We start from the raw sequence: 23,428 nt of genomic DNA on the forward strand, positions 1-23,428 counted from the left end.
TTCAACCGAAACGTCACTATACGCCTAGACAATTTATCAATAAAATATATCTAACTTATCCAATCCATAAGAGTTATTGATGGACATAAAACCGCTTCGTTACCTTGTCTGCATTGCAGAAACCGCCAGCTTTACCAAAGCTGCTCAGCAACTGGGAGTCGCTCAACCAGCGGTGAGTATGGCCATTAAAAAATTGGAGCAAGAGTTAGGCTTAACCCTCATTCATCGAGCAGATCGTCATGTCTGTTTGACAGACGAGGGCAACAAGCTCTATCAGCACGCGAAAAGAATTGTTCAAGCAACAGATGAAGCCATCTTAGAAATGTCAGAATTAAACGGGCTCACTCAAGGAGAAGTCCGAGTTGGTATTCCGAGCATGCTTGGTTCGTATTATTTCCCTCCTATTCTGATGGCGTTTCGTAACCGTTACCCCAGTATTACCCTTAAAGTCATCGAAGGTGGTACTTGGCAATTGCAGAAGATGCTGGAAAAAGGCGAACTGGACCTCAGTGTCATTGTGGCTGAAACCTTACCCGCCAGCCTACAGGCAGAACATTTATTAGAAGAAGAAATGCGAGTCGTCGTCGCCAAAGACCACCCTTTTAGTCAACTTAACAAGGTCACTCCAGCGGCGTTCTTTAATGAAGAACTGGTGATGTTCAAAGAAGGCTTTTTTCACCGCCGCATTGTCGACAAACTTGCAGAGAAAGCTGGGCTCAAGCCAAACATAGGATTTGAAACAAATCTGATTCCCCTCATCAAATCCATCACCAAACAGGGTTTTGGTATTTCAACCATGCTGTCCATGGTAATCGAAGACGACGATCAGCTGATTACCCGATCATTTGATCCTCCCATCTGGTTAGATTTAAACATTGCTTGGCGAAAAGACGGTTACTTATCTAAAGCCAATCAGGCGTTTCTGGATTTTGTCTGCCAGCAAGGAAAATCTGTCTCATGAATTTACAAATTGCCTAGTAATTTCACACATTAAACTGCCGACAAAATGGCCTATAATAAAAGCCAACCATTTTGTTCGAGAGGTCTATATGATTACCAATGATTTTTGGTTAGAGCGCTGGCAAACCGGTCGTATTGGCTTTCACCAAGAAGGCATTAACCCCAAATTAGTGGATTATTGGCCAATTCTAGCCAAACAAAGCAAGGTGCTTGTTCCTCTTTGTGGTAAAACTAATGACATGATTTGGTTAGCTGAACAAGGCTATCAGGTAACAGGCGTGGAGTTATCTTCCCTTGCCATTATTGAGTTTATTGGGGATAACGATTTAACCTACGAAACCCTTCAACAAGGCAATCTCAAGATACATACAGTCAATGAGCTACCAATTAGACTCATCGAGGGTGACTATTTTGACTTTAACGAACAAGGGTTTGATGCTTGTTATGATCGCGCTGCGATGGTCGCAATGCCTCAAAATGTAAGAGAAAAATACGTTCAACACACCCTACAAAGATTGTCACAAAAAGCTTTTGTATTGCTCATAACGCTGCAATACCAAGGCGATAAAAAAGGCCCGCCATTCTCAGTTGCAGAGAAAGAAGTGATTCAACTTTGGGGCACTGACATTAAAAAACTAGCATCGGAAAATCTTATGGAAACCAACCCAGACTATCGTGACGGTAGCTATACTTCATTTGAAGAAAGCGTTTGGCACATTGATCAAAATTAACTCAACTTCCTTATCAGCAAAGGCTGTTTACCTGAGTGGTTTTCTGGGATAATGCCGCACATTATATAAGGCTAAATTATGACACGCTCATAATGATGTCCAGCGATTCACCTAGCAAGAGCAAACCATGATCAAACGACACAAAACCGCCCAGCATTTATTCTCATATCCAGCATATTGGGCTGAATGCTATGGCGTATCTCCTTTCCTACCCACGACTCGAGAAGAAATGGATGCCTTGGGATGGGACAGCTGTGATGTCATCATTGTCACAGGAGATGCCTATGTTGATCACCCAAGCTTTGGCATGGCGGTATTGGGTCGCTTATTAGAATCAAAAGGTTACCGAGTTGGCATCATAGACCAACCGAACTGGCGAAATACCGAGGACTTCATGCGCCTTGGCCGTCCTAACCTGTACTTTGGTGTTACTGCGGGCAACATGGACTCCATGATTAACCGCTATACGGCAGACCTTAAAGTACGAAATGATGATGCTTATACACCTTATGGTGAGGGCGGGAAGCGTCCAGATCGTGCGGTCATTGTTTATTCACAACGCTGTAAAGAAGCCTTCAATGATGTGCCTGTTATGATCGGAGGCATTGAAGCCAGTTTACGTCGTATTGCGCAATATGATTATTGGAGCAATGAAGTTCGCCGTTCAGTATTGATTGATTCCACTGCCGACATTTTATTGTACGGCAACGCTGAACGCGCCATGCTAGACGTTACCCATGAATTGGCCATGGGTAAAACCTTAAATCAACTCAAAAACATACGCGGTACAACGATTGTTAGAGATGCGCCTCCAGGTGGCTTTACTGAGATTGATTCAACACGAGTTGATTGGCCCGGTCAGATTGACAAGATCTACAGCCCTTATGAGTATATTCCTGAAGGCAAATGCCAAACCGAAGAAGAGCAAGATGTGATGCCTATTCGCGTCATTCCAGCACCACTTCGTCGAGGCGAAAAGCTGGATCCCGAAACAACCTATATTCGTCTGCCTTCTTTTGAAAAAGTCTCAAAAGACCCTGTGTTATATGCACATACATCACGTATTTTACATTTAGAGTCCAACCCACATAACGCAAGGGCTTTAATTCAAAAGCATGGCAAAAAAGAAATCTGGGTAAACCCGCCACCGATTCCATTGGAAACAGATGAAATGGACGGGGTATTTGACTTACCCTACGCTCGGGTTCCGCATCCAAAATACAAAAAAGCCCGAATTCCAGCTTACGACATGATCAAAACCTCCATTAACATTATGCGAGGTTGTTTTGGTGGCTGTACTTTTTGCTCCATCACGGAGCATGAAGGTCGGGTGATTCAGTCGCGATCTCATGAATCCATCCTAAATGAAATCGAAGACATCAAAGCCAAAGTGCCAGGTTTCACAGGTCATATCTCCGACCTAGGTGGACCAACATCAAACATGTATACCTTGAACTGTAATGATGATGAGGTTCAGGCTTCATGCCGTAAACTGTCTTGTGTTTACCCTACGATTTGTTCAAATTTAAACACAGACCATAGTCCAACGACTCAGTTATACCGTAAGACACGTGCTATCGAAGGCATTCATACCGTCTCGATTGCCTCAGGTCTGCGCTATGATTTGGCCGTGGAAGACCCTGAATACGTTCGGGAATTGGTGACACATCATGTGGGCGGACTGCTAAAAATTGCACCTGAGCACTCAGAGGCTGGCACCCTTTCAAAAATGATGAAGCCTGGCATGGGAACCTATGACCGCTTCAAACGCATGTTTGATAAATACTCCAAAGAAGCAGGCAAAAAACAGCACCTGATTCCCTATTTCATTGCCGCTCACCCGGGCAGCTCAGATGAAGACATGATGAACCTAGCAGTTTGGCTAAAAACTAACGACTTTAAACCAGATCAGGTACAAACCTTTTACCCATCTCCAATGTCACTAGCGACGGCCATGTACCACTCTGGTAAGAACCCGTTAAAACAAGTGACCTATAAAAGTGAAGACGTTTATACCCCGAAAGATTATGAACAACGACGTGTTCAAAAAGGCTTTCTCCGTTACCACGACTCAAGTAACTGGCAAGGACTTCGTGACACTCTAATTAAAATGGGTCGCGCCGACTTAATTGGTCATGGTGACAACAAACTTGTACCGCCAGCCGAGCAAGACAAACGTGTTCCACGAAGACCCAAAAACGCCAAACCAGGGCAAAAAACGGGCGCATCCCATACGTCCAACCGACCGACAATCAGTAAAAATGCCGCCGCTGAAAAAGCCCGTAACAAGGCGAATAAAAACAAGCCTGGTGCGAGACCAAAAACAGGCAATCAGCCGAATAAAAAACGCGCTTCCAGTAGAACAAAATAAAAAAATCCCCTAGGGCCCTAAAGCCCTAGGGGATTTTAAATTCTTAATACTCACTTCTTAATGGGCTAACGCTTTTCTTTGTTGACGACGACAAGCTAACGCCAATTCCATAGCAGAGATAAAAATCAAGGTATAACCAAGGGTCTCAATACCTTCCTCCACTATGTTTTTTACCACCCGCATGTACGCATCGCCCATGACGGCTTCCCAAAATGAGCCACGCCCCATCAAGCGAGAAAACCCTAAGATGGTCACAAACCCAGCTAAAAACGTACCAAAACTAGCGTGTTTGGCGTATTCCTTCATAGAAGGGTAAATGGCTTTAAATTGCCCCCATAGGAACACAACAACACACCCAAGAATAAATAAAACAACCGTTTGCCAAGCCCCATCAAAAACATAGTGATCAAGCAGAGAATCGGATTCTCGAACAAACATCATCGCCATCAGCGCGGCTAACAAAGTGGTCGCAATCTTCATCGGCTCGGAGTGACGAGACACATATAAAAACAACACAAAACTTAAGAAAGACATCACATCTTGCAAATGCTCTGTGACTGAATGCTCACTGTATTCAGCAGCCGATAGCATTTCATAACCTTCCAAAGAAATGAGCTGAGCAACCACCGACACTAAAAGTAGATAAAGAAAACCACGTAAAAATAACATCATGTACCCCACAATAGATGTCGAGATACTAATGAAAAAAAAGTGAAAATTCGACGTAGCACACTTAAATGACACGGTTATTACTAGATTCATCCTTTAATGATTTCATTTATACAAAAAAGGGAATAAAGCAGTAAATAGTGAACCGCTATATATAAAAAATCCCCTGCGATGCGAACAAAGCAGAGGACTTTTAAAACAACATTGACCCTATTTTTTCTTGGGTGCAAATGGGTTATCGGACGATTTGAATTCAAAAATAATAGGAGTACCTGTTATTTTCAAAACTGAGCGAAACTTATTTTCCAAATAACGCTTATAACTGCCAGGCAAGGAATTCACCTGATTTCCATGTACAACAATACGAGGAGGATTCGACCCACCTTGGTGTGCATAGCGTAGTTTTATACGACGACTGTTTACCATAGGAGGTTGATGCTCAGAAACCGCATCTTCTAATATGCGTGTCAGACGATTTGTAGACCATTTCGCATAGCAAGACTCATAAGTCGTCTCAATGGTGTCATACAAGTCACCTACCGCCGTACCATGTAGAGCCGAGATGTAATGCACTTTTGCGTATGGTACAAAGCCTAATCGACGTTCAACTTCACTTTTAATGTGCTCGCGCTCATCTTTTTGGAGACCATCCCACTTGTTAATGGCGATGACGACTCCACGACCCGCGTCCAAAACATACCCTATCATATGAAGATCCTGCTCAACCAAGTCTTCATGTGAGTCAATGACCACAATCACCACATTGGCATCTTGGATAGCTTGAAGGGTCTTCACAATGGAGAACTTTTCAACCGCTTCCTTCACATGCTTACGTCGACGAATCCCCGCGGTATCAATCAAAGTGTATTCTTTATCATGACGTAAGTAAGGAATGTAGACACTGTCACGTGTTGTGCCCGGCATGTCATAAACGACCACTCGGTCTTCGCCTAACATACGGTTAACCAAGGTGGATTTACCAACATTTGGACGACCAACCACACCAATACGAATACCACGAGAATCTAAATCAATTTGATTTCGTGCTTCTTCTACTTGTTCGGCAAACGGCAACATCACATGATCAATTAACACATGCACCCCTTTACCATGGGCTGCTGCAATAGGTTGTAACTCACCGAATCCTAACGAATAAAAATCCGCTAAGGCGATGTCTTCATTGATGCCATCCGTCTTATTTACGACCAAGGTGACAGGCTTGCTAGAACGGCGAAGGTGATTCGCGATCATTTCATCAGCTGGATTCAAACCATGGCGGCCATCCACAAGAAATAACACAGAGTCAGCTTCTTCGATTGCCAATAAAGACTGGCGTGCCATTTTTTCATCAATGCCCTGCTCATCACCACTGATACCACCAGTATCAATAACAATAAACTCATGACCACCGACTTTGCCATCACCGTATTTACGGTCACGGGTTAAGCCTGGATAATCTGCCACCAACGCATCACGTGAACGTGTCAGCTGATTAAACAAAGTGGATTTGCCAACATTGGGTCTACCTACCAATGCAATTACTGGTATCATTTTTTTACCTTTATAAATAGAAAGTGGCCGCCATCCCAATTTAGCGATGGCAGCCCCTTACAAAATCACAATTGTTCGAACTTAACCTCAATACGTAAGAGAAGTCACATCCGAGTCTGGTGTTAATATGAACAGCTGCTTTTTATGAGCCAGCATGCGACTTCCTGGCGCCACATTTTTTTCATTGGCCAACTCTCGAGCCATCACAGCACCCGTTCCCAAATCGATTAAATGCACATAACCTGCGCGATCCATTAATGCCACATAATCACCAAAGAACTCCGGTGAAATTAGGTCTCTATCCAATAAATCTGAATTCTTCCATACTTCAGAGCCATTCTTAGCGTTTAATGCAATCACATTGCTTTTCATATCAACAGCAACCAATAATTCGCCATTCACCGCCACACCAACGGAACTAGCAATATTACGTTGCCAAAGTGGTCGACCTGTTTCTAATGCCAACGCGACAAGAGTGCCATTATAAGCGACAGCATAAACCACATTATCTTTCACTACTAAGCGACCATCCACGTCACTTAAGCGTTCAATTTCATAACGCCCTTCTGGCTTGCCAGCAGCATACGACCAAAGTTCTTCACCTGATTGAAGAGAAAACGCTTTCACTTGACCATCAGCAAAGCCCGCGACGACTTTACCATTTGCAATGACAGGTGAGCTGGTACCGCGCACCGTCAAAGCAGGCAAGTCTTGTTTGGCACGCCACAATGTATTACCCGAATCGGCCTCTAGCACATTCAACCAGCCATCTGCCGTTTGAATAGCGATCTTACCTGCGGCATAAGCCGCTTCCGACAACACTTCTGAACTCAAACTCTTTTCCCAAAGAACGGACTTATTCGTTAGCGACACCGCCACCAACTGAGCATCATAAGTGCCAAAATAAATTGAGTCACCTTGTAATGTCACACCTGAACTAGGAGCATAGCCTGTCTCAATTTCATGTATTTCATCGCCATCCGCTTGGTTCAAGGTATAAAGTGTTCCCTGATCCGTAACAAAATAAAGCTTATCATTCTCAGCAACTAGACTGAAACGCTCACTGGTTTCACCAAAGTTACCATCCACACTGGTTCGCCAATCTTTATGAAGGTCGACTTCATTTGAAAGACTCGGCAAATCGGGTAAATTAGGGCGAGCATTGGAACACCCTTGAATAATAACGGCAGATAATAACAGCAGAAAAAGAGACTTTTTCATTATTAACCTTTTACTAAGTCCTGAAGTTTAATATCAAGCAGAGGATGATTGACACCTGCTCCAAGTGCTTCACTGGCTTTTTCATAAGCAGTACGAGCGTCATCACGCATTCCTTGCTGCAAGTAAATATCACCAATCACTTCTTGTTGCTGTGCAAGGTACTCAGGCTCGGTCACCAATTGAGCACGACTCATGGCCGCGTCAAAATCGCCTTTTTGCAATAACAAGCGAGCAATTCTCAAATTTGCAATGGCCACAAAAGATGCGTCTTCTGTTTCTTTTATCGCCAACTCTAATGCACTAACCGCGTCATCATAATTACCTTGCTCCGCATCTACACGCGCCAAAAACAATTGGCCAAACATGGCATAACCGGTATCACTGTAATCTTCAGACAACTGTTTGGCGATAAAACTCACTGTCTTCTGATTATTTTCATCGTCCAAATTAGCGGCCGCTTCCACTAGGTTTTGGTATAAAGCAGAAGCTTCGCTTAAATGCGCTTCTTGGCTATTCTTCCAAGCTTGAAAGCCAAAATAACCACCTACAGCAACCGCGACTACGACAACCAAGGCAGTACCATTCTTTTTCCACCAAGCCTTAAAAGCTTCGATTTGTTCTTCTTCCGTCTTTAATTCAGACACTTCTTACTTCCTCATACAAAGCCTGCAAAAAGCAGGATAAGACTTAATTTAAAAAAGGTTATAGCGACGCTATATAACGTGGCAATTCATCAATTGAGCAAGGCACCTGTTCACCCGTTCGCATCTGCTTCACCTGACAGATACCTTGATCGACTTCATCTTGCCCTATAATTACCGTCATTGCTGCGCCAGAACGATCGGCTTTCTTCATTTGGTTTTTAAAGTTACCGCCGCCACAATGACGCAATACAACCCTATCTGGATTTGCTTCACGGATTTTTTCAGCCAACACAGTAGACGCCAACTCAGCTTCTTCACCTAAGCTGATCATGAAAACGTCTGTTTGGTATTTCGCTACTTCTGGAACCAAATCAAGGGTTTCCAGTAGCAAAATTAAACGTTCAACACCCATTGCAAAACCAACGGCTGGCGTGGCTTTACCACCCAACTGTTCGACCAAACCATCGTATCGCCCACCGGCACAGATCGTTGCTTGGGCGCCCAAATGTGTTGTTACCCACTCAAAGACCGTTTTCCCATAATAATCTAAGCCTCGAACCAGACTATTATTAATCACAAAGGGAACGTTATTGGCTGTTAAAATTGCCTGTAAACGATCAAAGTGGGCGCGTGATTCTTCACCAATAAAGTCGTCCAAGCTTGGAGCATTTTTCAGTATTTCTTGTGTCTTTGCATCTTTTGAATCCAATATGCGCAAAGGATTCGTTGTCAAACGACGTTGACTGTCCTCATCCAACTGATCTTTATATTCAGTCAGATATTCCACTAAGTTAGCTTTAAACGCTTCGCGCTCAGATGCCAGACCAATGGTATTAAGCTGCAGTTCAACATGCTCGATTAGGCCTAGTTGTTTCCACAGCTTTGCAGATAACACGATTAATTCTGCATCGATGTCCGCACTGGCCATTCCAAAAGACTCAACGCCAATTTGATGAAACTGACGATAACGCCCTTTTTGTGGACGTTCATAACGGAACATAGGGCCGGTATACCAAAGACGCTGCACCTGATTAAACAATAATCCCGCTTGATCCGCTGCACGTACACAACTGGCCGTACCTTCAGGGCGCAAAGTGAGTGACTCACCGTTACGGTCGTCAAAGGTGTACATTTCTTTTTCAACAATATCGGTCGTTTCACCAACACCACGTTTAAATAATTCCGTGTTTTCAACAATAGGGAAACGAATTTGTTGATAGCCGTAGGATTTAACCACATCGGCAACTGTCTTCTCTAAGTAGAGCCAGACGGATGATTGATCAGGTAGAATGTCATTCATTCCTCTGATCGCTTGAATTTTACGAGCCACTATGGATCCTTAATTTTTCACAATGATATTAGCCATTTCCTGTTCTTTTAGAACGGCTTTCTCACGAATCTTCTTCTCTAAATCATCTACTAGGGAAACATTTTTGGTTTTACTGTCAGGTTTACCATCTTGGTAAATCAAATTATTTGGCGTACCACCCGTCAAACCTATGTCAGCTTCTTTTGCTTCACCTGGACCATTAACAATGCAACCAATCACAGCAACATCCATTGGAATGGTGACGTCTTCTAAACGCTCTTCCAATTCATTCATGGTTTTAATCACATCAAAATTCTGACGTGAACAGCTTGGACAAGCAATAAAGTTAATACCGCGGCTACGCAATTTTAAGCTGCGTAGCATATCCCAACCGACTTTAATTTCTTGAACTGGATCGGCGGCCAATGAAACCCTTAAGGTATCACCAATGCCATCCATTAATAACAAACCTAGACCGATGGACGATTTCACTGTACCAGAACGCAACCCACCCGCCTCTGTAATCCCTAAATGCAATGGATTATCAATTTGAGACGCTATTTTACGGTAGGCTTCGACCGTCATAAAAATATCAGATGCTTTTAAGCTCAATTTGTATTCATGAAAGTCCAACTCATCAAAATATTGAATTTGACGAAAAGCCGATTCAACCAGCGCATCAGGGGTCGGTTCACCGTATTTTTTCTGCAAGTCTTTTTCAAGAGAGCCTGCATTAACCCCGATTCGGATCGGAATATTTTTATCACGTGCGCAATCAACAACCGCTCGAACTCGGTCTTTGTTACCAATGTTTCCCGGGTTAATACGCAAACAATCCACCCCATATTCAGCGACTTTCAAAGCGATTTTATAATCAAAATGAATGTCAGCGACCAATGGAATAGACACTTCTTCACGAATTCGCTTAAAGGCTTCAGCGGCATCCATAGAAGGAACAGATACTCGAACAATATCGGCGCCAGCATCCGCAATCGCTCTTATTTGAGCAACGGTGGCATCAACATCACAGGTTTCCGTATTGGTCATACTCTGAACACTGATTGGCGCACCACCGCCAACCGGCACATCACCCACCATAATTTGGCGTGATTGACGGCGTTTAATAGGTGATTCAAAATGCATAAATGTCTCTACTTGAGCTCAAAACGAGCCAAATCTTTACGAACATAAGATGAAAAATCAAACTCTTGGCCTTTGTACTTCAAAGAGGAAACCCCTCTTGAGTAACCAAACACTACTCGATATGGAGCCTCTCCCGATAGATTCAACTCACTACCGGCCGCTTTCACACCAGAGAATAGAATTTTGCCCGTACTATCACGAATCTCGGTCCAGCAGTCTTCACTAAAGGTAATCTGCACATCATCCAGATAAAAAGGTTGTGCTGGTGTATCTTCAACCTCTTTGACTGGCTCTTGGCTCGCCTTCACCACATCTTCTGGGCTAACACCGGCTTCTTCTAATAAAGCGACGGTTTCAGGAGACAAGCCTGTTACGACTTGATCATCAGATAAACTTTGAGACTCTTGCGCAGGCGTTGGAGCATCATCAACAATCGTGGACTCTTGTACGTCAGTCTCTTCTAAAGGTTCAGCTGATTCTGTTGCAACCACTTCCGGTTCTGGCTCAGGTGACGCGGATTGAATAACGTCAGGACTTTCTACCTGAGCAGCGGCCGCATCACTTGTCGCCGCATCATCTGAACTTTGTGACGGCCACCAAAATACAAAAAATACCAATACCGCGACAATAACCACGGACACAAAAATAACAATGGGGTCACCTAGATGAGATTGTTTGTGAACAACCGTATCAACCGGTTCGATACTCGGCTTAGAGACTTGTTGCTGCTCATCAAACGCACTTAATACGTCTTTTGCATCCAGCTCCAAAAGACGACTGTAACTTTTGAGGAAACCTCGTGTGAAGGTAATCGAGCGGAAGAAACTGAAATTGTTCTCTTCCATTGCTTTAACTTGATCTTGTGTAAGCTTTAATTCAGCCGCGACCTGTTTTTCATCAAACCCTAACGCCAAACGTTTTTCTCTTAAGGCTTGACCGATATTCATAGTGAATGCTTGCTGAGCCTGTTCTTCCTCGACAGGCGCGTCTTCTACTTGCTCTTCTTGAAGTGCCGCTTGAACACTGGAATCTAAATCTGCTGTTGTCGTAACGTTTTCAGTAGCGGTGATTTGTGGCTCTTCTTCTGGTGTTTTGTCTGTTTGGCCAATGTCTGTTTCGAGAGCGTCTACTGGTTTTTCTTGTTCAAAAGGAGTGTCAATTTGTTTATCAGTTGTCATGTCAATACCTTGAGCCATTGAGGCATGTAAAATCACTCGCATACGAGTACTTTGCCGCGTCATCCACGTGTCGATGTATATACTTGGATAAACATTTGAACTCGTCAAAATGTGCCCATCCTAGAGCAACATTTTCAAAAGTTTGGATATTATTAAAAATTATGCGAGCTTTGTCATTATTACCCTGTATTAAAACAAGATTGAGCTCAGTCAGCAAACCTATAACAGGCAATTCTGCTATTTCTTTTGCTTGATCCAAGTGCTTTTCAGCCAATTTTACATCTTCCTGACGTAAAGCACATCGAGAAAGATTTATTTGCACAGATTGGCGTTTCGGAAAAGAAAAATCATTTGCCTGCTGAAAAAGAGAGCATGCTTTTTCCCACTCTTTTTTCGTTCCCAATATCACACCATAATTATTAAGCAAAAAGCCGTCATTAGGGTAATATGACAAGCCCAGTTTTGACACTTTTAACGCTTGTTCCAAGTTTTCAACACTTAGCCAATACAGGCTTAATAAGCGCCAATATTCCCGCCCATGGGCAGCACTTGAAATGCCCTCTAACTGTTCTTTCGCAAGAGACCACTGCCCTAGCAATAAATGGGCTTGCGCTAAGGACAAACGCTTAGAATCCGTTAAAGGCACAACCGGAAAAGAAGAGGTATGGTGGGAACAGGCACTTAGCCATAACAGACTAACCACCCAGAGCAATTTAACCTTTAGCATACAGACATCCTTGTCTTATTCTCATCTCTCTAGCAAAGGCAGATCCTTTATGCCCGCTATTCTAATCATCTATTTTATTATTGACTTACTTCTCTAAGCTCAATGTATTTCTGACTGCGGCGCGTCTTGTCATGAAAATCACCAACCAATTGACCACAAGCCGCATCAATATCATCACCACGAGTGGTTCGTACTGTCACCGTATAACCCGCATCCGCCAAGATTTTTTGGAAACGGCGTGTACGATTATTTGATGGCTTCTCGTAACCAGAATGCGGGAATGGATTAAATGGAATTAGATTGATCTTACACTCCAAATCCTTGAGCAATTCCGCCAATTCATGCGCCTGCTCTTCATTGTCATTCACACCCGACATCAAGGTATATTCAATCGTGATATGGCGTTTATCTGGCAAGTTGGCCAAATAGTGCTGACAAGCTTCCAATAACTCAGCAATGGGATATTTACGGTTGATTGGCACCAATTCATCTCGCAATGGATTATTTGGCGCATGCAATGAAATCGCCAACGACACATCAGTGCGCTTAATCAACTCGTAGATTTTAGGTACCACACCCGAAGTACTCAACGTCACTCGACGCTTTGACAAGCCATAAGCATTGTCGTGCATCATTAGAATCATCGCATCGACCACAGGCTCGAAGTTCATCAAGGGCTCACCCATCCCCATCATTACCACATTAGTTACGCGGCGAGGACCATTCGGATCCATAGGGCCGAAGGATTTGATCGCGATCCAAACCTGCCCAATAATTTCAGCAGGCGTTAAGTTACGATTAAACCCTTGTTTACCAGTAGAACAAAAGCTGCAATCTAATGAACAACCAACCTGCGATGAAACACATAAAGTAGCTCGATCGCCATCAGGAATCAAAACCGTTTCGACACAATCATTCTTGCCACCTTCGGTGCGAATAATCCACTTACGGGTACCATCTTTAGAGATGTTCTGGGAGACCACCTCTGGCGCACGAATTTCACAAATCGTCTCCAACTTTGCTCGTAACGCCTTACTAACATCCGTCATTTCATCGAAACTTTCTGCCCCTTTTTGATGAATCCATTTCATCACTTGAGTGGCACGAAATTTTTTCTCACCGATGGACTCAAAGAATTCAATCAGTTTGGTTGGTGATAAACCCAGCAGGTTTACTTTTTTGGTGTCAGTCATAATTCCAGATCGCTTGCTATTTATAGCATTAAGTGTAAACGAAAAAAGCCTCTGAAAAGATTTTTCTTTTCAGAAGCCTCTGTAAAAAAGCGGGCCAAGGCCCGCCTTTCCAAATGCATTGAGCGAATCGCTCAGGCAGTCAATTACTTACCGAAGAAGTAAGCAATTTCACGAGCTGCTGATTCTACAGAATCAGAACCGTGTACCGCATTGGCATCGATAGATGTTGCGTAGTCTGCACGCAATGTTCCAGCCGCTGCTTCTTTCGGGTTAGTTGCGCCCATTAGTTCACGGTGACGAAGAACCGCACCTTCACCTTCAAGAACAGAAACCACAACAGGACCAGAGGTCATGAAAGCAACCAAATCTTTGTAGAAAGGACGCTCTTTGTGCTCAGCGTAAAAACCGCCAGCCAATTCGTCGTCAAGTTGAATCATTTTCGCTTCAACAATTTTAAAACCAGCACGCTCAAAACGAGTGTAGATTTCACCGATTACATTTTTAGCAACCGCATCTGGCTTGATGATAGATAGAGTGCGTTCTAACGCCATGGTATAACTCCAAATTAATTTTTTATGGGTGATGACTAGTTTGACAAAAAACACAAAAGCCATGACCCAGGACTTAAAAGTTTCAGCGCGTGGATTATACGCATCAATTTATGAAAATTGTATGCTCATTAGCAAAAAATTGTGTTTTATTATCAATTTAAAAGAAATTAAAGAAGCTTTCGAAAATCATCATAAGTTAAAGGTCGGCTAAACAGATAGCCCTGAAGAAAATGACAGCCATGCGCCTTTAAAAACGCTTTTTGCTCTTCTTTTTCGACGCCTTCAGCAATCACTTCCAACTTCAAACTGGTTGCCATGGCGATGATGGCTTTGACAATGGCTTGATTACTTTCATGCTCCATCAAATTAAACACAAATGACTGATCTATCTTTAAATAGTCGATAGGGAGCTTTTGCAAATAAGACAATGAACTGTAGCCTGTTCCAAAATCGTCAATCGCAACACTCACCCCCATCTTTCGAATTTCCTGAAGAAAATCGCTAACTTTATCAAAGTCGTCGACCAATACACCTTCTGTCAATTCAAGCTCAAGATATTTAGCATTGAGACCACTTTCTTTCAAAGTGCATCTAATAAAGTCCAGTAAGCTACGATCATTCACTTGAGATGGGGATAAATTAATAGATAGCTTTATATATTTTCCCTGACGATGTAGCTCTGATAATAACCTAATAGACTCCTCAATAACCCACTTACCTATTTTGATGATTAAACCTGTTTGCTCAGCGATAGGAATAAATTCAGCAGGCGAAACCATCCCTAGATCTGGACGGTACCAGCGAATCAACGCTTCAGCCTGCGTAATGTTCTCTGAGGACAAGTTGAGTACTGGCTGCAAATAAAGTTCAAATTGCTTTTTTTCTATTGCCTCACGTAATGCAGACTCCATTTCTATCCGTTTGCGCGAGCTGTCCTTAAGGTCTTCAGAATAAAACTGAATAACGCTTTTTACATTTTGCTTGGCCGTAAAAGAGGCCAAGTCTGCATACTTCATTAACTCTTCAGCACTCAGACCATCTTTAGGGTAGTGAACCCCTCCTATACTCAAGCCAACACTGCATTTAAATTCGTCCTCTGCGTAATAAGGCTCCTTAACAGCTGAAATCATTTGACCTGCAAGCGACTCGCATTTTGTATAATCAATGTCACGCACTATGATAGAGAATTCATTTCCGCCTATTCGCGCAAAGACATCATTAGAACTCAGCAAAGGTCTAATGCGATCGACGATTTCTTTCAAGACGAGATCACCGACAGAAAAACCAAACTCTTCATTCGTTCGTTTCAAGTGCTTCACATCTAACAATAAGACATAAAAGCTCTGATTCGTTTCGATAGACGTTTCTAAATATTGCCAAAAATATTGGCGATTCGGTAAATTAGTAAGAGCATCAAAATAGGTTAACTTTTCATTACTTTGCTTAAGGTATTTCTCTCGGGTGATGTCCGTAACCAAAAATAACCAGCCACTACGATCTCCTGATTCATCTTTTACAGGGCTAACTGTTAATTGCAACCAACGACTCAGAGCGGGGGGGTGAAGCCAATAAATCTCGCCATTCCAACGACTGCCAGTCTCCAAAACTCGTTCGAAGCCAGAAAATTGACTGTGACAAAGTTCAAGTAGCAAATCGGCTGGAGATCCGTCGTCATTCGGTGACATTTCAAACAAATTATAAAGTGCTAAATTTTGCTCCAGCCTTTGCATATTTGCATCGAGAATCGCAACCCCAAATTCAGCATGATCAATTACCTCTTTAACTGGAAATTCTACGCCTTTAACCTGTTCAGAACCCGACGCCAAAGATTCAACTCTGTCACGAATAAGTTCATGCTGCTCCAAAACTTTATCATTTGAAATAAGAAGCTCTCGTGCAGATTGAAGCATTCCCTGTCTTTTATTAAACTCGTTCTCCATATTAAAAAGAACAAGATAATCTATTCCTCTACTAAAAATCGCCGCAGCTTCTAATCGCAGTAAAGCATCTTCAGTTTGCTCACTCCAAACCCCTGAATTAATTCTTCCATCTGTTTTTAATTGCCAAAATTCATCCGCATCAAAAAGAAAATCGACTAAGAAAAAGGGGCTGTCATCAATAACACATAGCTCACCTTTCAATTTATTCTCAAACAGTGTAATAAACCAAGGAGCATTTCCATAAAGCACCATAAATTTATCGTTTTCAACTCGCTGCAAAATAGCACAGTCAAAGAGGCCTAGCTCTTGAAAAAACGATGCTTTCATATCAACCTACTTTTGTTTTCAAAGCCAATTCAGCGATAGCCAGAAACATATTTTCAACACCCTCTCCAGTCTTTGCACTGGTCTGAAAATTCGCCTCAATCATCGCCAAACCATCATTTTCCGCCACACCATCCCAACCATCTGCTTTTGGCAAATCACTTTTATTAATGACCATCACAACAGGAACATCTTTTTCTGCTTTAATCATTCGACAGATTTCCAAGCCATCAAGTAAAGACTGTGGCCTAGTCTGATCCACCACAACAATAGCAGCAGCTGACCCACGTAAATATTTTGGGTTAAAACCCGCATAGCGATCTACCCCCTCTATATCCCACAACATCAACTGAACAGAAGAATCACCGACATCCACTACCTTTTTGTCAATTTTCACACCAATACTGGTTAAATATCGGTCTGAAAAAATCCCTTCAACATACTGCTTGACCAAACTGGTTTTTCCAACAGCAGATGCTCCTAGCATACAAATCTTTTTTTGTATCATTTAATTCTTCGCTTTTTCTATGTTATCAGGCTCCAATCTAATGACCTCAAAGATAACCCGACGCGCATCATCATTAACCCCCAACCCCCCAAGACCTGCCACCCTCAGTACATCAGGATCAACGCCTTGAGTTATAAGTGCGCCTTGAACTGTCTCTGCTCGCTCTAAGCTAAGTTTTTGATTATGCCCATCAGAACCATCATTTGAACTAGCCCCCATAATCACAACCAAAAATCGCTGACCTAATTTTTTCGATAACGCTGTGGTATAAATTATTTTTTCACTTATATCCTTTACAGCCTCAGCGTTAGAATCGACCAAGTTTTTTTCATTCATATTGAACAAAAAACTGGCGTCCCTTATTTCAGATTTATTTTTCTCAAACAACATTTGATTGAGTAAACGCTCATCCACACCCTGCGGTGACACTTGAACATCACTTAAAACATTATTTACTGTTGCGCTTTCAAGCATTGAACTCAAAGCCGCCCTCAACTCTTGAAAACGATCATTAGAAATAGAACCAAAAAACTTAAGCTCTGTTTGGTTATAACCAATTTCTGGGAAATCATGATGTATTCTCTGAAGTTTTTCAGGAAGTAACTTCATATCCAAAGACTGATAAGAACGTTCATCGATACGAAATAAGGTTTGCGAAAAACCTGTCGACATAAGCCAAGACATAGTTTCCTGTGCAGCAGGATCTCTTAAGGTTTTCACGCAAATTTTGTCATCGCATAACTCAGCATCCAATAAGACAATTCCAGAAACTTCATCAAGTACCAACACCTTTTCAAGCAAATTATCTAACTGCCAATGCTTCACTATCCAATAAGAAAATGCACTAAGAGCCATTAACAACGGCACAATGACCAACCAAGGTATTTTTTTGGGACTTTCTTGTTTATCACTTTCTTTTTGTTGCTCAATCAAACAGCTATTTAATTGCTGTTCTGTATTCTCGAAAACAGATGCATCACCTTCAAAATTATTCAGCTCGTCGTTGTATATTTGATGAATGTTTTCAAGCGTTTTCTGAAATTCACTTCCAATGTTGGCAGGTGGATTCCCTGTAATGGCCGCCACTAAAACAGCCTTGGGCCCCTGCTTAATTAAGAGCGTAAAATCATCCGTTTTAATTTCATCTAAACTTTGTTCATTTCCTTCACTTTGATGTGTGAATGAATCGGCCACAAAATCATTAATAGCGGTCAACATGGCTGAAAACATATCGCCATCAGCGGTTTGAGTTTTATCTCTAATAACGGTTTTTAATAACAAGCCCGTTTCTCTATGAATTAACAAGACCTGCTCAACTCGAAATACAAACGTTTGTTGAACAACATATTGAGAATAACTAACGCCCGCTCGACGAGCTTCAAATCGCCAACGCAACCCCTTGTAAGTCAAGCTACTTTCGAGCATCTCATTCGTTTGCTCAATAATTTCCGCTAAAAAAGCACTGACAGACTTACGTACTAAACTCCCCACCAGCGGGTACAAATAACTGACAAATTGTTCTTTTCGATCATTGACCGAATTTTCGACTGCTTTTTCCACTAAAGGCGTAAGAACACCCGAAACACTGCCATCCGCTTTTTGTCGATCATGAAGTGCTTCCGTAAGAACATCAGCCACTAAATCACGAGCGTTCTCTTCAACAGCGTCACGTACCAACTGATTGTCTTTACCCAATATCAGCTGGCGAAACTGTAACATCTCCTCACTGTTACCAAGTGAGGCTTCATTATCAGTGTTACGATTCATAGCCTCACTCAACTGTCATCCTCAGTTTCGAGATTGCTTGCGACCGTCGCTAAAAGTTTAGCGAGCGTTTTTCTATCTGTTTTAGACGAGTTTAGTTCTTGCTTCATTTGATTTAATAAATCAATTGTTTGATTATGCTTCTGAGTATGTTTATCCGTCAGCGTTCGAACTTCATCATCAATACGTTTATGAAGCGCGTCATCCCCTTGTTTACTGCTTACATTATTTTCTTCTACTTCTTGATCCAGTTTCTGAGCACTTTGTTCAATTTCAGAGGTTTTATATTCATAATGGCTATCGACTTGAGCAATGCTCTCCTCAAGAGTAGACACACTACTTTGCAGCATAGATTGCAATTCTGACACCTGCTGCTTAAGCTCTTTAGTTGCTTGATCAAACCCCGCGCGCATTTCCTCTCTCAACTCAAGTATACGATTGTCTAAATCCACCTTTGCAGAACCAAACACGATATTCCTAAGCTGATCTAATTCTGAAACAGGCTCCGTTGTAGATGACAGTTCCGTTGCCTCTGCCTCATTTACAAAATCGGTATTTTCAATTAATTCCGCCTCTTCAGACTTAGACATATTTTTTTCCTTTAATAAACTTAAAGACAAGCCTATAAACCAATCACATTGAATCTTACTCATTTCATTATTAGTCAGATCAAGTTTGATAAAGACATGGCCATTCAAAAAATAACATTAGGCTATAATATATGAAGTGTAAATCCGCTTAAATACATTTCAGCCTTCATTCGCAACTAGAACACCTGATAATATGGTCGGCATTCACCTTCGAAGCATCATCACCGCGTTTTTAATGGTTTGAATCGCAAAATCCACTTCTTCTTCCGTGGTAAAACGTCCTACCGATAGGCGCAATGAACTGTGCGCCAAATCTTCAGCCAAACCAATGGCACGCAATACATAAGAAGGCTCTAAGCTGGCGGATGTACAAGCAGATCCCGATGAAACAGCAATATCACTCAAGGACATGAGCAAGACTTCACCATCCACATCAGCAAAACCGATATTGATCACACCAGCAACTCGCTGTTCAGCATCACCATTTAAATGGACGCCATCCATAGTGGACAAACCTTCCCATAAACGCTCACGCAAGACTCGAATACGCGTACAATCGCTTTCCATATATTGTGCTGCAATACGAAACGCCTCACCCATCCCCACAATCTGATGAGTTGCTAGGGTGCCAGAACGCATACCACGCTCATGACCACCACCATGGATTTGCGCTTCCAACTTAACCTTTGGTGAACGCCGAACAAACAAAGCCCCAATACCTTTTGGCCCATAGGTTTTGTGTGCAGTTAACGACATCAAATCCACATTCATTGCATTCACATCTATGCTGACTTTGCCCGTAGTTTGCGCGGCATCAACATGCAGAAAAACACCTTTCGATCGCGTAATCGCACCAATAGACTCAATATCTGTTAACACTCCTAACTCATTATTACCATGCATTAGAGAGATCAGTATCGTATCTTCTTTTATGGCCGCAGCAACTTGCTCAGGTGAAATCACACCATGCTTATCTGGCTGCAAGTACGTCACCTCAAAGCCTTCTTTTTCAAGTTGCTTACAAGGATCCAATACAGCCTTATGCTCAATCATAGAAGTAATAATGTGACGACCTTTTTGACGATACGCATACGCCACACCTTTTAATGCCAAGTTGTTCGCTTCTGTCGCCCCCGAAGTCCATACAATCTCACGCGCATCGGCATTAATCAGGCTCGCAACCTGTAGCCTAGCCTCTTCGACAGCCTCTTCCGCTTTCCAACCAAATAAATGCGAGCGAGAAGCAGGATTACCAAAGTTACCATCCTGCGTCAGGCAAGCCATCATTTTCTCGGCAACTCTAGGATCCACTGGTGTCGTCGCTGAATTATCTAAATACACAGGTATATTCATTTGTTCTTCTCCACCACCAGATCAAGCTGCCGCTTGAGCAATCGATTGGATACGCGTCACAATAGAACGCAGCCCATTTCCTCGGGTTGGGCTTAAGTGACGCTCCAAATCCAACTCTGAGAAATATTGCGCAATATCAAAGTCCATAATTTCTTGCGGTGTTTTTCGATCAAATGCCGCTAATACTAACCCCAACAAACCACGAACGATAATGGCATCACTGTCAACAGCAAAGGTAAGCACTTCCCCTTTCTCAGCATCTTTATCATGATCAGGCTGAATCCAAACACTGCTCTGACACCCTTTCACTAATCGCTCGGACGTTCGCCATTGCTCATCAAACTCTGGTAGAGATTTCCCAAGATCAATGATGTATTTGTACTTATCTTCCCAATCATCAAAAAAAGAAAGGTCATCAACAATCTCGTCTGTGCTAGGTAAAGACATATATCCTCTCTGTTAATACCCCGAAAAAATGGGGCTTACTAAAAAATAAAACGACCTTAATGATACCATTAAAGTCGTTCTAATTTGTGTCAGCCATTAACACCCAGTATTACGAATACCAAGTGCGCTTACTAAAAAAACAATCCAGCTTCTAACTGAGCTTCTTCGCTCATCATCTCGCGAGACCAAGGCGGATCAAAAACCAGCTCGACCTTCACCTCTTTAACATTGGGTACTTTTTCAACCCGATATTTGACGTCGCTAACCAATACTGGCCCCATACCACAACCTGGTGCTGTGAGCGTCATATTGATAGAGACGGATTTATTTGACTGATCCAAGGCGACGTCATAAACCAAACCAAGCGACACTAAACTAATCGGAATTTCAGGGTCATACACCGTATCTAACGCCTGCCAAACCTGCTCCTCACTGATGTCAGAGGACCCTAAATCTTGGAACTCTAATACTTCTGCCTGCTGACCAATCGCTTCTGCATCGGTGCCATCAATGCGCAACATGTTACCTTGCCAAGTCACCGTATAATTACCACCTAAACTCTGGTTAATGGTAATAAACTGGCCTTCTGGAATCACCGTCGGCTCGCCACTTGGCACTCGACGAGCTGGACAATCCCGCTGTGTTACAACCATTTTTTGCATGAAATTTAACTCACACTAAAGCTTTCGCCGCAGCCACATTCCGCCACAACGTTAGGGTTATTAAACTTCACCACCTGATTAACACCTTCTCGAACCAAATCGATCTCAGTACCACTCAACATAGCCATGGATTTAGCATCAACGGCAAGCGTCACATCGCCAAACGACAGAACGGTATCTTGCTCTTCTGCTTTTTCAACAATATCCAAAACATAAGCAAACCCAGTACAACCACTTTCCTTCGTACTCAAGCGAATCAAATTACCCGACAGAGCAGCTAATTTAGCAGCAAAATACTTTTCGGCTGCAGCAGTCAAAGAAACACTGGACTCTGGGTCAAATGTAGTTACTGTCATAAAACCTCCTACGCCAACATGCTGCGCACTTTCTTCAATGCAGCAAATAAAGCATCTACTTCCTCTAACGTATTGTAAATCGCAAACGAAGCACGTGCCGTACCAGGAACATTAAAACGCGCCATTAAAGGCTGAGCGCAATGGTCCCCTGTTCGAACGGCAATACCTTGGCGATCTAATAAAAAACCAATGTCTGCCGGATGACCTTGGTCCATCACAAAGCTTAATACACCAATCTTATTCTTAGCTCGACCGATCACCGTCAAACCGTCAAATTCATCCGCCAGTTTCGTTGCATGAGCCAACAAAGCCTTTTCATGCGCCGCCACAGCTTCTTGATCCAATGCGGAAAACCAACGAATCGCTTCGCCCATAGCAATGGCATCCGCCACATTCGGTGTGCCTGCCTCAAAACGATAAGGCAACACATTCCAAGTAGCGTCTTGCAGCGTCACAGTGGAAATCATTTCCCCCCCCGTTCGCCACACAGGCCAATCTGCTAAGACAGCCTCTCGCCCCCACAACACACCAACCCCCATAGGGCCGTATAGTTTATGAGCCGAGAAAGCATAAAAATCACAACCAATGTCTTGTACATCCGCCCAGCCATGCGCGGCACCTTGAGCACCATCAATTAACACCAAAGCCCCAACAGCTTTTGCCTTCGCCGTCATCTCTTTGACTGGATTAATGGTTCCCAGCGCATTGGAAACATGAGGTATGGCGACAAACTTAGTACGTTCATTTAGCAGAGCTTGATACGCCACCAAATCCAACTCACCATCGTCAGTGACAGGCACCGTTTTAAAGGTTGCCCCAGACGTTTTGCAAGCTTGCTGCCAAGTCACCAAATTCGCATGATGATCCATCCCTGTTGCAATGACTTCATCACCCGGTTGCAACAAAGCCGATAACCCGTTGGCAACGATGTTAATGCCTTCCGTCGTCCCTGTTGTCCAGATGACCTCTTCACGCTTCGGAGCATTCAGAAACGTTTTCACAATATCGCGAGCATTTTCAAAATGGCGAGTCGCCTCGTCCGCCAAACGATGGGCACCACGATGAACATTGGCATTGCAAGTGGTGTAATAATCCACCAGAGCATCAATAACACATTGTGGCTTCTGAGTTGTCGCAGCGTTATCAAGGTATACCAAAGGCTTACCATCAATTTCACGCTTTAAAATCGGAAACTCGTCACGAATGGCGGAAACATCAAAACTCATTCTATTCCTC

The 23,428-nt window shown here is 42.8% G+C and carries 22 protein-coding genes; 3 read left to right on the forward strand and 19 right to left on the reverse strand.

What is annotated here, in order from left to right; genetic code table 11:
- Window positions 1-79 precede the first annotated feature (79 nt).
- From DFP76_RS07785 to DFP76_RS07795, 3 genes are all read left to right on the forward strand, one after another.
- Window positions 80-961 carry a LysR family transcriptional regulator gene (locus tag DFP76_RS07785; protein WP_113874074.1) on the forward strand — a complete coding sequence of 294 codons (882 nt, stop codon included), beginning with the start codon at window positions 80-82 and terminating at the stop codon, window positions 959-961.
- Window positions 962-1,049: 88 nt separating this feature from the next.
- Entirely contained in the window at window positions 1,050-1,691 is a 642-nt protein-coding gene (gene tmpT / locus DFP76_RS07790) for a thiopurine S-methyltransferase (RefSeq protein WP_113874075.1), read from the forward strand.
- Between the two features lie 127 nt (window positions 1,692-1,818).
- Entirely contained in the window at window positions 1,819-4,062 is a 2,244-nt protein-coding gene (locus tag DFP76_RS07795) for a YgiQ family radical SAM protein (protein WP_113874076.1), read from the forward strand.
- Window positions 4,063-4,119: 57 nt separating this feature from the next.
- On the opposite strand, the gene DFP76_RS07800 is transcribed toward DFP76_RS07795, so the two are convergent.
- The 19 genes from DFP76_RS07800 to DFP76_RS07890 all read right to left on the reverse strand — a co-directional run bounded on the left by DFP76_RS07800 (window position 4,120) and on the right by DFP76_RS07890 (window position 23,418).
- Window positions 4,120-4,734, reverse strand: coding sequence for a hypothetical protein (locus tag DFP76_RS07800; RefSeq protein ID WP_245931896.1), 615 nt, complete (start codon window positions 4,732-4,734; stop codon window positions 4,120-4,122).
- A gap of 207 nt (window positions 4,735-4,941) precedes the next feature.
- Window positions 4,942-6,282, reverse strand: a complete 1,341-nt coding sequence (gene der / locus DFP76_RS07805; protein ID WP_063332707.1) for a ribosome biogenesis GTPase Der — start codon at window positions 6,280-6,282, stop codon at window positions 4,942-4,944.
- Window positions 6,283-6,369: 87 nt separating this feature from the next.
- Window positions 6,370-7,503, reverse strand: a complete 1,134-nt coding sequence (bamB, locus tag DFP76_RS07810) for an outer membrane protein assembly factor BamB (protein WP_113874078.1) — start codon at window positions 7,501-7,503, stop codon at window positions 6,370-6,372.
- 2 nt (window positions 7,504-7,505) lie between these two features.
- Window positions 7,506-8,147, reverse strand: a complete 642-nt coding sequence (locus tag DFP76_RS07815) for a YfgM family protein (protein ID WP_113874079.1) — start codon at window positions 8,145-8,147, stop codon at window positions 7,506-7,508.
- A gap of 58 nt (window positions 8,148-8,205) precedes the next feature.
- Window positions 8,206-9,477, reverse strand: coding sequence for a histidine--tRNA ligase (gene hisS, locus DFP76_RS07820; RefSeq protein WP_113874080.1), 1,272 nt, complete (start codon window positions 9,475-9,477; stop codon window positions 8,206-8,208).
- 9 nt (window positions 9,478-9,486) lie between these two features.
- On the reverse strand, window positions 9,487-10,599 hold the full coding sequence (gene ispG, locus DFP76_RS07825; RefSeq protein ID WP_113874081.1) for a flavodoxin-dependent (E)-4-hydroxy-3-methylbut-2-enyl-diphosphate synthase: 1,113 nt from the start codon (window positions 10,597-10,599) through the stop codon (window positions 9,487-9,489).
- Window positions 10,600-10,607: 8 nt separating this feature from the next.
- Window positions 10,608-11,777: a RodZ domain-containing protein gene (locus tag DFP76_RS07830; RefSeq protein ID WP_245931897.1), complete on the reverse strand. Its 1,170-nt coding sequence runs from the start codon at window positions 11,775-11,777 to the stop codon at window positions 10,608-10,610.
- Between the two features lies 1 nt (window position 11,778).
- Window positions 11,779-12,399, reverse strand: coding sequence for a hypothetical protein (locus tag DFP76_RS07835; protein WP_245931898.1), 621 nt, complete (start codon window positions 12,397-12,399; stop codon window positions 11,779-11,781).
- A 182-nt stretch (window positions 12,400-12,581) separates the two neighbouring features.
- Window positions 12,582-13,697 carry a dual-specificity RNA methyltransferase RlmN gene (gene rlmN / locus DFP76_RS07840; RefSeq protein WP_113874084.1) on the reverse strand — a complete coding sequence of 372 codons (1,116 nt, stop codon included), beginning with the start codon at window positions 13,695-13,697 and terminating at the stop codon, window positions 12,582-12,584.
- Between the two features lie 143 nt (window positions 13,698-13,840).
- Window positions 13,841-14,248 carry a nucleoside-diphosphate kinase gene (gene ndk, locus DFP76_RS07845; RefSeq protein ID WP_013796955.1) on the reverse strand — a complete coding sequence of 136 codons (408 nt, stop codon included), beginning with the start codon at window positions 14,246-14,248 and terminating at the stop codon, window positions 13,841-13,843.
- A gap of 167 nt (window positions 14,249-14,415) precedes the next feature.
- Window positions 14,416-16,515, reverse strand: coding sequence for a putative bifunctional diguanylate cyclase/phosphodiesterase (locus tag DFP76_RS07850; protein ID WP_113874085.1), 2,100 nt, complete (start codon window positions 16,513-16,515; stop codon window positions 14,416-14,418).
- A gap of 1 nt (window position 16,516) precedes the next feature.
- Window positions 16,517-17,020, reverse strand: a complete 504-nt coding sequence (locus DFP76_RS07855; RefSeq protein WP_113874086.1) for a Rab family GTPase — start codon at window positions 17,018-17,020, stop codon at window positions 16,517-16,519.
- A complete protein-coding gene (locus DFP76_RS07860; protein WP_147084184.1) occupies window positions 17,021-18,787 on the reverse strand; it encodes an OmpA family protein in 1,767 nt (588 codons plus the stop codon).
- 8 nt (window positions 18,788-18,795) lie between these two features.
- Window positions 18,796-19,374 carry a hypothetical protein gene (locus DFP76_RS07865; RefSeq protein WP_113874088.1) on the reverse strand — a complete coding sequence of 193 codons (579 nt, stop codon included), beginning with the start codon at window positions 19,372-19,374 and terminating at the stop codon, window positions 18,796-18,798.
- Between the two features lie 204 nt (window positions 19,375-19,578).
- Window positions 19,579-20,727: an IscS subfamily cysteine desulfurase gene (locus DFP76_RS07870; RefSeq protein ID WP_113874089.1), complete on the reverse strand. Its 1,149-nt coding sequence runs from the start codon at window positions 20,725-20,727 to the stop codon at window positions 19,579-19,581.
- A 21-nt stretch (window positions 20,728-20,748) separates the two neighbouring features.
- Window positions 20,749-21,174 carry a SufE family protein gene (locus DFP76_RS07875; protein ID WP_113874090.1) on the reverse strand — a complete coding sequence of 142 codons (426 nt, stop codon included), beginning with the start codon at window positions 21,172-21,174 and terminating at the stop codon, window positions 20,749-20,751.
- Window positions 21,175-21,305: 131 nt separating this feature from the next.
- Complete coding sequence (sufT, locus tag DFP76_RS07880) at window positions 21,306-21,836, reverse strand: putative Fe-S cluster assembly protein SufT (protein WP_113874091.1); 531 nt, start codon at window positions 21,834-21,836, stop codon at window positions 21,306-21,308.
- 5 nt (window positions 21,837-21,841) lie between these two features.
- Entirely contained in the window at window positions 21,842-22,192 is a 351-nt protein-coding gene (locus DFP76_RS07885) for a HesB/IscA family protein (protein WP_113874092.1), read from the reverse strand.
- A gap of 8 nt (window positions 22,193-22,200) precedes the next feature.
- Entirely contained in the window at window positions 22,201-23,418 is a 1,218-nt protein-coding gene (locus tag DFP76_RS07890; RefSeq protein WP_113874093.1) for an aminotransferase class V-fold PLP-dependent enzyme, read from the reverse strand.
- Between the last annotated feature and the right edge of the window lie 10 nt (window positions 23,419-23,428).

It is taken from the genome of Marinomonas aquiplantarum (assembly GCF_003314975.1).
GTDB lineage: Bacteria > Pseudomonadota > Gammaproteobacteria > Pseudomonadales > Marinomonadaceae > Marinomonas > Marinomonas aquiplantarum.

Excerpts from the sequence above, each read along its gene's own strand:
- DFP76_RS07795 (WP_113874076.1), top strand. The coding sequence starts at position 1,819 with ATGATCAAACGACACAAAACCGCCCAGCATTTATTCTCATATCCAGCA.
- der (WP_063332707.1), bottom strand. The coding sequence starts at position 6,282 with ATGATACCAGTAATTGCATTGGTAGGTAGACCCAATGTTGGCAAATCC.
- sufT (WP_113874091.1), bottom strand. The coding sequence starts at position 21,836 with ATGCAAAAAATGGTTGTAACACAGCGGGATTGTCCAGCTCGTCGAGTG.
- DFP76_RS07885 (WP_113874092.1), bottom strand. The coding sequence starts at position 22,192 with ATGACAGTAACTACATTTGACCCAGAGTCCAGTGTTTCTTTGACTGCT.
- DFP76_RS07850 (WP_113874085.1), bottom strand. The coding sequence starts at position 16,515 with ATGAAAGCATCGTTTTTTCAAGAGCTAGGCCTCTTTGACTGTGCTATT.
- DFP76_RS07855 (WP_113874086.1), bottom strand. The coding sequence starts at position 17,020 with ATGATACAAAAAAAGATTTGTATGCTAGGAGCATCTGCTGTTGGAAAA.
- DFP76_RS07865 (WP_113874088.1), bottom strand. The coding sequence starts at position 19,374 with ATGTCTAAGTCTGAAGAGGCGGAATTAATTGAAAATACCGATTTTGTA.
- DFP76_RS07785 (WP_113874074.1), top strand. The coding sequence starts at position 80 with ATGGACATAAAACCGCTTCGTTACCTTGTCTGCATTGCAGAAACCGCC.
- rlmN (WP_113874084.1), bottom strand. The coding sequence starts at position 13,697 with ATGACTGACACCAAAAAAGTAAACCTGCTGGGTTTATCACCAACCAAA.
- DFP76_RS07800 (WP_245931896.1), bottom strand. The coding sequence starts at position 4,734 with ATGATGTTATTTTTACGTGGTTTTCTTTATCTACTTTTAGTGTCGGTG.
- ndk (WP_013796955.1), bottom strand. The coding sequence starts at position 14,248 with ATGGCGTTAGAACGCACTCTATCTATCATCAAGCCAGATGCGGTTGCT.
- ispG (WP_113874081.1), bottom strand. The coding sequence starts at position 10,599 with ATGCATTTTGAATCACCTATTAAACGCCGTCAATCACGCCAAATTATG.
- DFP76_RS07830 (WP_245931897.1), bottom strand. The coding sequence starts at position 11,777 with ATGACAACTGATAAACAAATTGACACTCCTTTTGAACAAGAAAAACCA.
- DFP76_RS07875 (WP_113874090.1), bottom strand. The coding sequence starts at position 21,174 with ATGTCTTTACCTAGCACAGACGAGATTGTTGATGACCTTTCTTTTTTT.
- bamB (WP_113874078.1), bottom strand. The coding sequence starts at position 7,503 with ATGAAAAAGTCTCTTTTTCTGCTGTTATTATCTGCCGTTATTATTCAA.
- DFP76_RS07870 (WP_113874089.1), bottom strand. The coding sequence starts at position 20,727 with ATGAATATACCTGTGTATTTAGATAATTCAGCGACGACACCAGTGGAT.
- tmpT (WP_113874075.1), top strand. The coding sequence starts at position 1,050 with ATGATTACCAATGATTTTTGGTTAGAGCGCTGGCAAACCGGTCGTATT.
- DFP76_RS07860 (WP_147084184.1), bottom strand. The coding sequence starts at position 18,787 with ATGAATCGTAACACTGATAATGAAGCCTCACTTGGTAACAGTGAGGAG.
- DFP76_RS07890 (WP_113874093.1), bottom strand. The coding sequence starts at position 23,418 with ATGAGTTTTGATGTTTCCGCCATTCGTGACGAGTTTCCGATTTTAAAG.